11 protein-coding genes are annotated in these 11,919 nt (G+C 65.5%); 5 read left to right on the plus strand and 6 right to left on the minus strand.

What is annotated here, in order from left to right:
• The 4 genes from A5784_RS37730 to A5784_RS23315 form a co-directional block, all read right to left on the minus strand.
• Positions 1–137, minus strand: a 137-nt coding sequence (locus tag A5784_RS37730) for a lycopene cyclase family protein (protein ID WP_156750729.1), incomplete at its 3' end; no start/stop codon positions are given.
• Positions 138–300: 163 nt separating this feature from the next.
• Complete coding sequence (locus tag A5784_RS23305) at positions 301–1,821, minus strand: APC family permease (protein ID WP_064947255.1); 1,521 nt, start codon at positions 1,819–1,821, stop codon at positions 301–303.
• A gap of 30 nt (positions 1,822–1,851) precedes the next feature.
• Positions 1,852–3,348 carry an aldehyde dehydrogenase family protein gene (locus A5784_RS23310; protein ID WP_502687536.1) on the minus strand — a complete coding sequence of 499 codons (1,497 nt, stop codon included), beginning with the start codon at positions 3,346–3,348 and terminating at the stop codon, positions 1,852–1,854.
• Between the two features lie 3 nt (positions 3,349–3,351).
• Positions 3,352–4,536: an aromatic ring-hydroxylating oxygenase subunit alpha gene (locus A5784_RS23315; protein ID WP_064947286.1), complete on the minus strand. Its 1,185-nt coding sequence runs from the start codon at positions 4,534–4,536 to the stop codon at positions 3,352–3,354.
• Between the two features lie 456 nt (positions 4,537–4,992).
• Here A5784_RS23315 and A5784_RS23320 point away from each other — a divergent pair, with 456 nt between their 5' ends.
• Genes A5784_RS23320 through A5784_RS23330 form a run of 3 tightly spaced genes read left to right on the plus strand, consistent with a single transcriptional unit; the run spans position 4,993 to position 7,278 of the window.
• Positions 4,993–5,325 carry a bifunctional 3-phenylpropionate/cinnamic acid dioxygenase ferredoxin subunit gene (locus A5784_RS23320; RefSeq protein WP_064947287.1) on the plus strand — a complete coding sequence of 111 codons (333 nt, stop codon included), beginning with the start codon at positions 4,993–4,995 and terminating at the stop codon, positions 5,323–5,325.
• The gene (locus A5784_RS23325) at positions 5,322–6,659 is read left to right on the plus strand and encodes an FAD-dependent oxidoreductase (protein WP_197514851.1); all 1,338 of its coding nucleotides are present in this window, start codon (positions 5,322–5,324) and stop codon (positions 6,657–6,659) included. Before A5784_RS23320 ends, A5784_RS23325 begins: the two co-directional genes overlap by 4 nt.
• A 7-nt stretch (positions 6,660–6,666) precedes the next feature.
• Positions 6,667–7,278, plus strand: coding sequence for a Fic/DOC family protein (locus A5784_RS23330; protein ID WP_064947256.1), 612 nt, complete (start codon positions 6,667–6,669; stop codon positions 7,276–7,278).
• 320 nt (positions 7,279–7,598) lie between these two features.
• On the opposite strand, the gene A5784_RS23335 is transcribed toward A5784_RS23330, so the two are convergent.
• Both A5784_RS23335 and A5784_RS23340 read right to left on the minus strand, forming a co-directional pair.
• Positions 7,599–8,321, minus strand: a complete 723-nt coding sequence (locus A5784_RS23335; RefSeq protein ID WP_064947257.1) for a DUF899 domain-containing protein — start codon at positions 8,319–8,321, stop codon at positions 7,599–7,601.
• A 17-nt stretch (positions 8,322–8,338) separates the two neighbouring features.
• Positions 8,339–8,827 (minus strand): SDR family NAD(P)-dependent oxidoreductase, encoded by a 489-nt coding sequence (locus A5784_RS23340; protein WP_064947258.1) that lies wholly within the window; start codon positions 8,825–8,827, stop codon positions 8,339–8,341.
• Between the two features lie 75 nt (positions 8,828–8,902).
• On the opposite strand from A5784_RS23340, the gene A5784_RS23345 reads away from it, so the two are divergent.
• Entirely contained in the window at positions 8,903–9,901 is a 999-nt protein-coding gene (locus A5784_RS23345; RefSeq protein ID WP_064947259.1) for a sigma-70 family RNA polymerase sigma factor, read from the plus strand.
• Positions 9,902–9,959: 58 nt separating this feature from the next.
• Entirely contained in the window at positions 9,960–11,804 is a 1,845-nt protein-coding gene (locus A5784_RS23350) for a fatty acyl-AMP ligase (protein ID WP_064947260.1), read from the plus strand.
• Positions 11,805–11,919 lie beyond the last annotated feature (115 nt).

An 11,919-nucleotide genomic window follows, 5' to 3' on the forward strand; every position in this document is an offset into this window, starting at 1 on the left:
TCCGACGGGCCCGCCTCGATGAGGCACACGCTGACCGACGGGTCCTCGCTGAGCCTGGCCGCGAGAACACATCCCGCAGTACCGCCGCCGGCGATGACGTAGTCGTAGGTCGCAACGGGTGTGGAGTTTTCGCTCATCGGTCGTGCCTTCCGGAATCGGGTGTGACAAAGGTGTCGGTGGGCGCTGCGAGCAGGAGCCGACGTTGCGTCCGATCGCAGCACGGGTCTGGTGGACCCGCAGGGTTCAGTGGGCTCCGCCGGCTATCGCACGGAACATGTTGGGGCGCTGGCAGACTGCGGCTTACTGCTTGTCCGCCGCGTGGGAGGCCAGAGTGCCGAGGTGATGACGGCCCTTGACGAAGTACCACACGAGACCAAGGCCGAGGATGACGCCGATGTAGACGAACGCGCCCCAGGTGTTGTACCAGGGATCGCCGTAGATGGCGACGCGCGGCCACGCCAGGTTGATAGCCATGCCAACGCCCCACAGCACGGCGAAGATGTTGACCGCCATACCCCATTTGCCCATGGTGAAGTAGTTGCCTTCCTTGAGGTCGGCCGGCGGCCACTGGCCTTGCAGCCGCTTCTTGAGCATCGGGCCGGTCACCATCAGATAGGCGAGGTAGATCATGATGATGGCGATCGACGTCAACACCGTGAACACCTTGGGCTGACCGAGGTTGATCACGAGGATCAACGCGGCGATCACACCGATCACGACGGCCGGGACCACCGGGGCCTGAGTCTTGGGATGGACGCGAGCCAGCTTCTCGCCGAACGGAAGAGCGTTGTCACGGGCCATGGCGAACGTGAGCCGGATGGCCGCAGTGTGCACGGCCAATGAACACACCGTCACCGCCACCACGATGCAGACCAGGAAGATCTTGCCGAGCGGACCCCACATCACCTTCTCGACGATGTACTGCAGGCTGCCGTCGGGGCTGCCCAGCAGCGGGTCGTTGAGATCCGGCGCGGACATCACGGCGAACACCAGGATGGCCCCACCAATCACGAAGGACGCCAAGATCGCCCGCAGGATGGCCTTCGGTGCGGTACGTCGGGGTTCGACCGTCTCCTCGCCCAGCGAGCTGGCCGTGTCGAAGCCATACATCACGTACAGCGACGCCAGCGATGCCACCAGGAAGGCACCCATGTACCCGCCCGGCAGATCCGCACCGTAACCGTGGGTGGAGAAGAACACGCTGGGACCACGCTTGATGTTGAACGCCAGGATGACGGCGATGAGCACGGCCGCGATCAGCTCGATGAACACGCCGGCGCTGTTGATCATCGCCATCAGCCGCACGCCGAAGGCGTTGATCGTGGTGGTGAAGGCGATCAGGATAACGCCCAGAATGATTGCGTTGGCGGCGAAGTCGTACTTTCCGGTGCCGTCACCGATCATCTGGAAGCCGCTCCACAGCCGGGGCAGGTTGAGCTGCAATGCCAGCACCACCGCCGAGAGCGTGACGATGGACGCGGTCAGCATCAGCCAGCCTGAGCTCCACCCAACGATGCGGCTGCCGAGCTTCTTCGACCAGTTGTAGACCGACCCGGCGACCGGGTACTTGGCGGAGAGCTCCATGAAACACAACGCGACAGCCATCTGGCCGACGAAAACCATTGGCCACGACCACAGATAGGCCGGGCCGGCATTGCCAAAACCGACATAGAAAAGCTGGAAGGTACCGGTCAGGATCGAGATGTAACTGACCCCGGCCGCGAAACTCGCGAACTTGCCGATACTGCGGTCCAAGGACTCCTTGTAGCCGAAGTCCTCCATCCCACTTTCATCGGCTTGGCTGTCTGACCGAATTGACATGGTGGTGCATCCTTCGAGAGAAGTGGTGGGTTATTCGCCGTTGAACCAGCCCGCCACCGACGGCGAGGTGCTGTTCCAGATGTGTTTGATCTCTTGATATTCGGCGAGCCCCGTCGGTCCGAGCTCGCGGCCGTTCCCCGACTTCTTGAAGCCGCCCCACTCGGCGGCCGGTGTGTAGAAGCCGAAGTCGTTGATCCACACCGTGCCTGCCCGCAATGCGCGCGCGACGCGTTCGGCCCTTGCCGGGTCCGCGGTGCGGACACCGGCGGCAAGGCCATACGGTGTGTCGTTGCCCAGCTCGATCGCCTGGGCCTCGGTGCTGAACCGCTCGACGGTCAGGATCGGACCGAAGGTCTCCTCGGTCACCACCCGCATGCTCCGATCGCAGTGGTCGAAGATGGTGGGTGGGTAGAAACTGCCTGCCGCGTACTTGGGATCGGTTGGCCGCGCACCCCCGGTGACCAACTTTGCACCCTCGGAAATCCCCAATGCCACATAGGATTCCACCTTCTCCCGGTGTGCCAGCGACACCAACGGCCCGGTCTCGCTGGTCTCATCGAGACCGTCCCCGAATCTGATCCGCTCCGCTCGAGCGACCAGCGCCGCCACGAATTCGTCGGCGATGGACTCCTCGATGATCAGCCGCGTACCCGACGAGCAGACCTGCCCGGAGTGCATGAAGACACCGGTCAGCACCCGATCGACGGCGATGTCGAAATCGGTGTCTGCGAACACGATGTGGGGATTCTTGCCCCCGAGCTCCAGTGCCACGCGGGTCGCGTGAGCGGCCGCGGTGCGGGCGATCGACGTCCCCGTGGCCGCCCCGCCGGTGAACGAGATGAGGTCGACGTCGGGCGTATCGGTCAGAGCGGCGCCGACCGCGGCGCCGCTGGCCTGGATCAGGTTGAGCACGCCGGCCGGAACACCGGCCTCCTCGGCCAGCCGGACCAGCACGATGGTGCTCAGCGGGGTGACCTCGCTGGGTTTGGCCACCATGGTGCATCCGGCGGCCAGCGCTGGCGCGATCTTCCAGGCGATCTGCAGCAACGGGTAGTTCCACGGTGCGATCAGCACACACACTCCGACCGGTTCCCGCACCACCCTGCTGATCACCGTCGGATCGCCGACGTCGACAACCCGGTCGGCCTCCACTGCCGCCAGGTTGGCGTAGTAGCGGAACACCGAGATCACATCGTCGATGTCGATGTGGCTCTCCCGCAACGTCTTCCCCGTATCGAGGGTCTCGATTCGGGCGAGCTCGTCACGGTCGCGGGCCAACAGGTCGGCGATGCGGTCGAGCACCGCGGCACGTTCGGCGATCGGCGTGTGCGGCCACGGACCGCTGTCGAACGCAGTCCGGGCCGCGGCCACAGCGGCGGACGCATCCGCCGCTGTGGCCTCGTCGACGACAGCGACTACGGTGCTGTCCGCCGGGTTGACGATGTCGCGCGTGCCGCCGTCGCCGGCATGCACCCACTTTCCGTCGATGTAAAGGCTGGGCTGCATCGTCATCCCGATATCGGACATCAGCTACCCCTTCGACTGGGTGTCGCCCAATTTGGCCAGCGTCCACTCGTGGAATTCCCCGATGTGGTGCTCGGCGGGTACAAGTACACCCCCATTTCGGTATGCCCGTGAGGACATTGCCGGTTGTGTACGTTCACAGGCTTCGAAGTCCTGCTGATTGACCCGATGGAACAGCTCCATCGAATGCTCGACATCCTTACCCGAAGCAACCACGTCGGGCACGTACAGCCAGTCGCATTCCACGATGGTGCGGTCGTGGGCCAGCGGGAACATCCGGTGCAGGATCACGTGATCGGGCACCAGGTTGATGAACACCGTCGGCCGCACCGTGATCGCGTAGTACTTGCGGTCCTGGTCTTCCGTGACGCCGTCGATGGTGTCGAAGCCGGCCCGGCCATCGATGGTGAAACCGTCGACATCCTCACCGAACGCGGCACCGTGCCCGACGAAGTACTGCGCAGCCAGCCCGTCGGCGAACTCCGGCAGCACCTCGGTCAGCTCAGGGTGGATGGTGGCGCAGTGGTAGCACTCCATGAAGTTCTCGACGATCAGCTTCCAGTTGGCAGCCACGTCGTAGACCACCCGGCGGCCGACAGCCAACTCATCGATGTGGTAGTGGTCGATGGCGGCCGGATCGCCCAGCCGTTCGGTGACTGCACCGATCACGTCGTTCTCGAACGACGGCGGTTCGTCCGCCAGGCAGACCCACGCGTAGCCGAGCCACTCACGCAGCGCGACGGGCACCAGACCGTATTCGGTGCGGTCGATGTCCGCACCGTCCTCACCCTTGAGCGTGCCCAAGTTGGGGGCCGCGACCAGCTTGCCGTCCAGCCCGTAGGTCCAGGCGTGGTACGGGCAGCGCAGATGCCGCTTGACCGCACCCGAGTCCTCGGTGCACAGCATCGCTCCGCGGTGCCGGCAGATGTTCAGGAATGCGCGGATTTGCTTGTCCCGGCCACGGACGATCAGCACGCTCTCCCGGCCCACCTGGACCTTGCGGAAATCACCTGGTTCGGGCAGGTCGCTGCTGCGCACCGCGCAGAACCACATCTTCTCGAAGATGTTCTCCTGCTCGGACCGGAAAATCTCAGGGTCCCAATAGTATTCGCCGCCCAATGTGCGAATGAGGCTGCCGCCTTCGGGATTGGTACCCGCGGCTGCAGGCGTGGGGTTGTCGATTGTCGTCATAAATTTCACCAACCGTCGTGTGTCGAAGAGTTCGATGGGATGGGCTGTGGCACCGGTGCCTGCGAGATCGGCCAGCATCTCGCCAGCGCCGGTATGAATGTGGATCCGTGACCCGAGAAGCCGAACGCCACAGTCGAATTGGCGTTGTTCGGACGCGTGATCACGAAAAGTTCGTCGGGGCTGTTTGAGTGCGCGCACGTCGCCGTGCGCATGCACTCTGCCGACAGGGCGGGCAGTCGCTCATCGCGTATCGTCTCCCCTTCGGTTTTTTGTTGCTGAACACGCAACGAGTGCGCCTTCCGCATCAATGATTGCGTATGGCCTAGGTCATGTCAACGGGTTGACGTGAGGCGGCTCACAGGAGCAGACTGTTGCGTTATAAGAACATGTTGCGCCTATCGCAACGACGAAAGGACTGTGGCTGTGGATGCGTCTTCCCTGCCGTCGACCGAGCCCATCGGCTCGCCGACGTCCGGCCGTAGTGTCGTCGGACAGCTCGATGAGCTGCCCGTCGGCGAGGTGCTCACCGTGCGGTTAGAGGGCCAGGACCCGATCACGATCTTCCATACCGACTCCGGTCTGTTCGCCATCGACGACACGTGCACTCATCAGGATGCGTCGCTGGCCGACGGTTGGGTCGAGGATTGCACCGTAGAGTGCCCGCTGCACGAATCCTGCTTCGACCTGCGCACGGGCGAGGTGTCCGGACCGCCCGCGAAAATCGCGGTACGCACGCATCGCGTCGGCGTCGAGGACGGCCAGATCTGGCTCGAAGCGAGCGCATCATGAGCCACCCGACATCGATCGTCGTGATCGGCGCATCCCTTGCCGGCCTGTCCACGGTCCGGGAGCTGCGCGCCGCCGGATACGAAGGACGGGTCACCGTCATCGGCGACGAGCCGCACATGCCCTACGACCGCCCGCCGCTGTCCAAGGAATATCTGACCGGCGAGCCCTCGCTCGAGCTGGCGGAATCGGACGACATCGACGCGCTGCGAGCCGAGTGGGTGCTGGGCCGCGCCGCAGTCGGGCTGACCTCCGATGCGAGCGGCGGGCACACCGTGACACTCGACGACGGCTCCACCTTGGACGCCGACGCCGTCGTATTGGCCACCGGAGCGCGCGCCCGCTCACTGCCGGGCTGCCCGGCACTGCCCGGTGTGCACACCCTGCGCACGGTCGACGACGCCCGCGCGCTCCGCAGTTCCCTCGAGAAGGCGCAGCGGCTGGTGGTCGTCGGTGCAGGGTTCATCGGGGCAGAGGTCGCCAGCACCGCAGCCGGCCGCGGCATCGACGTCACCGTTGTCGAGATGTCCAAGGCGCCACTTGCCGGGATTCTCGGCGAAGAGATCGCGGCGGCGTGCACGGCGCTGCACGCGCAGAACGGCGTGACGTTGCTGACCGGTGTCTGCGTGTCCGGGGTGACCGTTGAGGACCGGGTCACGGGCGTGCTGCTCGACGACGGCACTGAGCTAGCCGCCGACGTGGTCGTCGTCGGCGTGGGCGCGGTACCCAATACGGAGTGGTTGACGCATTCGGAGATCACCATCGAGAACGGCTTCCGCACCGACGATTCGTGCCGTACCGAGGCGCCCGGTGTGTACGCCGTCGGCGACTGCGCGACGTCGTTCAACGTCCACCTCGGGGCACACCACCGCAGCGAACATTGGACCAACGCCACCCAGCAGGCCCGCATTGTGGCCTCGGCGATCCTCGGCACGCCCCCCGCACCGCATGCCGCACCGTACTTCTGGTCCAAACAGTATGGGCGCCAACTGCAATTCGCCGGGCACCGGCAGCCCGGTGACGTCGTCCGATTCGTCGACGGCGACGCGTCTGCGGCATCGTTCGTGGCGCTCTATGAGCGCGACGGTGTCGCGACGGCGGTGTTCTCGATGGACAATCCGCGGTTGTTCACCCGGCACCGCAAGCTCATCGAACGCCAGCTCGCCGAGCAGGTTGCCGCCCGCACCGCTGCGGTCAACGCCGCCGTGCACACCGCGGGCCTGGAAGCCGGCGCGCCGTCGGAGGAACTCCGTGGCGACCTTCAGAGTTACGAGCACGGCGCGATCGACGCCGATGAACTCGTGCGCCGCACTGCTTCGCGGATCAACACGATCTGAGAAGGTCATGCCCCGTCGGTCCAGTTACGTCGATCCCACGACGGGGATACTGACCAACCTGGTGCATGCCCGCACCATCGCCGCGTTGGTGACGGCCGAGCACGATCTCGTCACCGTCCGGCACATCCAGCTGTCAGAGCATCCGTTGCCGGGAGATTTCGACCTGGAGCACCTCAAGGCGATCCACCGGCATCTGTTCGGAGACGTCTATCCGTTCGCCGGCCAGCTGCGGACCGTGGACATCTTCAAGTCGGGCAGCACCAGCCAATTCGCGCCTGCGCGAACGCTGGTGGCCGCTGCCGCGCACGTGTTCGTCCGGATCCAGGAGGACGATTACCTCTGCGGCCTGGACCGCGACGAGTTCGTCGAAGGGCTAGGCAGACACTTCACCGCGATCAACCGGCTGCACCCGTTCCGGGAGGGCAACGGCCGCACCCAACGGGTTTTCCTGCAGTACCTCGCCGAACATGCGGGCTACCAACTTGATTGGTCACGGATCGACCGCCGCGCCCTGCTCGCGACGTGCCGCGACCGCACCCTGCAAGCACGTTGCTTGATGGACGCTGTGACGCTGCCCCAGGAGGATGTCGCGGGATCGCGTGCGCCAGAACAATACTGACGCCGCAGCGGTGATCTCGGCCAGAGCGAGCCAGGTGGCCGCTGTCATCGCCTCGGTGTGCGGGCTTGCCCCTTGAGCGCCATGGTGATGACCCACCGGCATGGGCAGGTGCACCGCGATCATGGCGAGATTCATCAGCGCTACCGTCGTCCACGCCCGCAGCGTCCCCTGCCCCCACAGATCGCGGGCGCAGTACAGACACGCGACGAGCATCGCCGCAGTGAGCACCGCGGCGATGCCCGTCTCTGACAGGAGGGAAACACCGTGCAGTGCGGCCGAACACGCCGCGAGCACCGCACAGAGCCTGCGCCCGAAAAGAGTCACTTGAAGAGTTCCTGCGCGGCCGTCGCCCGCGCGATCCACTCGTCAGGCGACCGTGGATCCTCGTACTCGTCGTGCCAGTTCCACCATTGGTACGGCGGCGTCTTCGGGTATCCGTCCGGCGAATCCTCCCAGTCTTCCTGCCGCCCGAGTGCGGTGATGTCCAGGTAGCTCCAGGTGTTGCCGAACACCTCGTCACCGCGGTTGTCCACGAAGTAGGTCCGGAAGACCGACTCGCCGTCGCGGATGAGTGCATTGGTGCCGTGCCATTCGTCGACGCCGAAGTCGGAGTCGAAGCTGTCGGTGATGGTGTACCACGGGATATCCCATCCCATCCGCTGCTGCACCCGCGCGATATCGGCCTGCGGCGCTCGGGACACGAATACGAGTGTCGTATCGCGTGCGTTGAGATGCGCGAGGTTGCCGACATGGTCGGCGACCATCGAGCATCCGCGGCAGGCGTGTTCGGGCCAGCCGTATACGCCCGGTTCGAAGAACGCCCGGTACACGATCAGCTGGCGGCGCCCGGCGAACAGGTCGAGCAGGCTCAGTTCGCCGTCCGGCCCGTGAAACACATAGGGCTTCTCGACCGCCAGCCACGGCATCCTTCGCCGTTCGGCGGCCAGCGCGTCACCCGCTCGAGTGTGCTCTTTCTCTTTCACGAGCAGGCGCCGTCGCGCCTTGTCCCAGTCCTCGGCCGTCACGATCGGAGGTGTGTTCATCCGAATATCCTTTCTGTTCACGGTAATTGGGTAGGACCTTCGGCACCGAGCAGATACGCCCGGTGCTGCGGTGCGGCGAGGATTTCGAGGATCGCCTTGCCGACCTGCTCGGGAGTGAGGACCGCTCCCCGGCGCGTGACGAAGGCGTCCGGGTCGACACCCGCCGCCGCTGCGTACGCCGCAACGGCCGAGTTCTCGCTGAAGCTCTCCCACGTCTGTTCGACGAGCCTGCCCATCCGTGGAGCCGCACCGGCCGCCAGCACGATCACAGCTGGGCGGTACCGGTCGATGAGCTGGACGGCCGTCGCGGCATCGGCGGCGTCAGCGCACACAGGCGTGAACCTGGCACCCAGTTGCGCACCGACATCGTCCAGTTGGGCGCCGCCACGGGCAACGCCGATCACGTGAGCACCGGCACCGACCAGAGCAGTCGCGACGCCGCGGCCGAACCCCCGGCCCGCACCCGTCACGATCGCCGTGGTCCCGGCGATATCGAATTTCGTCATATCAGTTGAGACGCCGGGGACGCCGAAAACTGGGCGCGGTGACCGCGACAAGTTTTCGTCTTGCCGCGTGTCTCTATGTATGTGGAACTGATCGAGCGCGCCCGTGCCGGTGATGGCGCGGCATTTCGGGAGCTCACCGAGCCGCACCACCGGGAATTGCAGGTGCACTGCTACCGGATGCTGGGTTCGGTGCAGGTCGCCGAGGACGCCGTGCAGGACACGCTGCTGTCGGCATGGCAGAACCTCGGCGGGTTCGAAGAAAGGTCGTCGGTCCGGACCTGGCTCTACCGGATCGCCACCAACCGCTGTCTCAACGCGCTGCGGACGGCCAAGCGGCGCCCGGCCAAGGAGTGGGACATCAACGAGATCGAACCGCCCGAGCCGACCCGGCTGAGCGAAGTGGTGTGGCTGGAGCCATATCCGGACGCGCTGATACCCGAGGCGTCATACGAACAGCAAGAGACCATCTCACTGGCCTTCATGACGGCCCTGCAATTGCTGGCACCGCGCCAGCGCGCCGTGCTGATCCTGCGCGACGTGCTCGGTTATCACGCCGACGAGGTCGCCGAGATCCTCGGCAGCACGGTCGATTCCGTCAACAGCGCGCTGAAACGGGCCCGCGCCGGATTGCGCCAGGGACTCCCCTCCGCTGCGACTCCGCCCACGCCGGGTTCCCCGGCCGAACAGGCGTTGGTGGACAGGTTTGTGCGCGCGTACCAATCCGGTGACGTCGACGGTCTGGTCGCACTGCTCACCGAAGACGTCACCATCTCGATGCCGCCGGTGCCGCTGGAATACCAGGGTCGCGATGTGGTGGCTCGGTTCTATGCCGCAGTCATGCGGCCTGGGCGGCACTATGACCTGGTACCGACGCGCGCGAACCGGCAACTGGCGTTCGGCTCGTACCATCGCGGTGCGGGAGGTGCCCGGCATGCCGCGGGGCTGTTGGTACTCACCCTCGACGGGGACCGCATCAGTGCCATGACCCGCTTCGACAGCAGCGTGCTGCCGTGGTTCGGGCTGCCGTTGTCGCTACCGCGATGTGAGGACGGTCACACCACCATGCGGCGGTGACAACCGTCATATGTCCAGGAGACATAGGGTATTTAGCGTCACTATTATTATTTGCGCTATGGGTCGGGAAGCTCTGAACGGCGACACCGCGCGTGCGTCTGTCGAACCGTCACGCGGCAGCATCGAGGACTACGTCCTCGCCGATGGCACCATCGTCGTGCCGGACGGCGTGATGATGACATCGTTTCTGGAAGGCAACCGGGCGGCGTTCGGCGATGCACCGGCCTACAGATTCGTGGATTACTCGTCGGACCCCGACGGAAAGATCATCGAGCTGAGCTGGAACGGCCTGTGGTCGCAGGTGCGCTCGATCGGCGCTCGCCTGCAACAGGTCACCTCGCCGGGAGACCGGGTGGCCGTTCTGGCGCCGCAGGGCGTCGAGTACGTATCGGCGTTCTTCGCCGCGGTACACGCGGGCAACATCGCGGTCCCGTTGTTCGCACCCAGCCTCGCCGGTCATGCCGAGCGCCTGGCCGCGGTGCTGGCCGACGCCAAACCCACCGTCGTGTTGACGACGACCGCGGCATCGGAATCCGTCCGCAGCTTCCTACGCACCCTGCCCGCCGACGAGCGACCCCGCATGATCGCTGTGGACGCCGTTCCGGATTCGCTCGCCGCGATGTTCACGCCGGTAACGCGCGACACCGACGACGTCGCGTATCTCCAATACACGTCGGGATCCACGCGGACCCCGGCCGGCGTCGAAATCACCCACCGCAACGTGTGCACCAACGTGATGCAGATGATCCTGGCCGGCGATCTGGAAATGGGCGTCCGCGGCGTCAGCTGGCTGCCGCTGTATCACGACATGGGCCTGATCATGATCATGTTCCCGGCGTTGTGCGGCAACCACATCACGCTCATGGACCCGATGGCGTTCGTGCGGCGCCCGTACCGCTGGATCAAGCGCCTCGCCGAGGAATCGGCCACCGGACCGACGTTGGCCGCCGCGCCGAACTTCGCATTCGAGCTGTGCGCGCAGCGCGGTCTGCCACCCAAGGGTGAGTCGATCGACCTGAGCAATGTCGTCACACTTCTCAACGGCTCCGAGCCGGTGACCATGTCCTCCATCGAGGAGTTCAACGCCGCGTTCGCGCCCTACGGACTCCCGGCGACGACGGTGAAGCCCTCCTACGGGATGGCCGAAGCCACGCTGTCGGTCGCCAGCATCGCACCCGACGAGACCGCGAGTGTCATCTATCTGGACCGCGACCAGCTCAACGCCGGGCTCGCTGTTGTGGTCGATGCCGACGCCGAGGGCGCCGTGGCGCATGTGTCGTGCGGTCGCGCGATTCCCAACCAGTGGGTGGTGATCGCCGGCGCTGACGGCGACGAGATGGCCGACTGCCACGTCGGTGAGATTTGGCTGCACGGCAACAACATCGGCCGTGGCTACTTCGGCAGGCCCGATGAGTCTCAGCGCGTATTCGGCAACAAGCTGCAGACCCGGCTCGACGCGGGCAGCCATGCCGAAGGTGTCCCCGACAACGGATTGTGGTTGGCGACAGGCGATCTCGGCGTATACGTCAACGGCGAGCTGTACGTGACCGGCCGCATCAAGGACATGATCATCGTCGACGGCCGCAACCACTACCCGACCGACATCGAGGCCACCGTCAGCGAGGCGTCACGCGCGGTGCGCTCGGGTTACGTCGCGGCGTTCTCGGTGCCCGGTTCACGTGCCGAAGAGCTGGTCGTCGTCGCCGAGCGTGCCGCAGGCGCAGGTCGCGCCGAGCCCGGACCGATCGTCGACGCCGTCCGCGCGGCGGTGTCACGCCACCATCAGGTCCGCGTCGCCGATGTGCGGATGGTCGCGGCCGGCGTCATCCCCCGCACGACCAGCGGCAAGCTGGCCCGGAATGCGTGCCGCACTGAGTATTTGGCGGGCCGGTTCGACCGGTAGGTCCTCGGGCTTTGTCGCCGAGTTCGACGAAAATGTTGCGACTTCGCCAGATCCACGACCATATCGTCGAACTGGAGGCGGTTGCCACAGACTCGAGCCCTCACGGCGACGTCAG

Source organism: Mycobacterium sp. 852013-50091_SCH5140682 (genome assembly GCF_001665685.1).
In the GTDB taxonomy this organism is placed as follows: Bacteria; Actinomycetota; Actinomycetes; order Mycobacteriales; family Mycobacteriaceae; genus Mycobacterium.

Excerpts from the sequence above, each read along its gene's own strand:
- A5784_RS23325 (WP_197514851.1), top strand. The coding sequence starts at position 5,322 with ATGAGCCACCCGACATCGATCGTCGTGATCGGCGCATCCCTTGCCGGC.
- A5784_RS23340 (WP_064947258.1), bottom strand. The coding sequence starts at position 8,827 with ATGACGAAATTCGATATCGCCGGGACCACGGCGATCGTGACGGGTGCG.
- A5784_RS23345 (WP_064947259.1), top strand. The coding sequence starts at position 8,903 with ATGTATGTGGAACTGATCGAGCGCGCCCGTGCCGGTGATGGCGCGGCA.
- A5784_RS23305 (WP_064947255.1), bottom strand. The coding sequence starts at position 1,821 with ATGTCAATTCGGTCAGACAGCCAAGCCGATGAAAGTGGGATGGAGGAC.
- A5784_RS23330 (WP_064947256.1), top strand. The coding sequence starts at position 6,667 with ATGCCCCGTCGGTCCAGTTACGTCGATCCCACGACGGGGATACTGACC.
- A5784_RS23350 (WP_064947260.1), top strand. The coding sequence starts at position 9,960 with ATGGGTCGGGAAGCTCTGAACGGCGACACCGCGCGTGCGTCTGTCGAA.
- A5784_RS23335 (WP_064947257.1), bottom strand. The coding sequence starts at position 8,321 with ATGAACACACCTCCGATCGTGACGGCCGAGGACTGGGACAAGGCGCGA.
- A5784_RS23315 (WP_064947286.1), bottom strand. The coding sequence starts at position 4,536 with ATGACGACAATCGACAACCCCACGCCTGCAGCCGCGGGTACCAATCCC.
- A5784_RS23310 (WP_502687536.1), bottom strand. The coding sequence starts at position 3,348 with ATGTCCGATATCGGGATGACGATGCAGCCCAGCCTTTACATCGACGGA.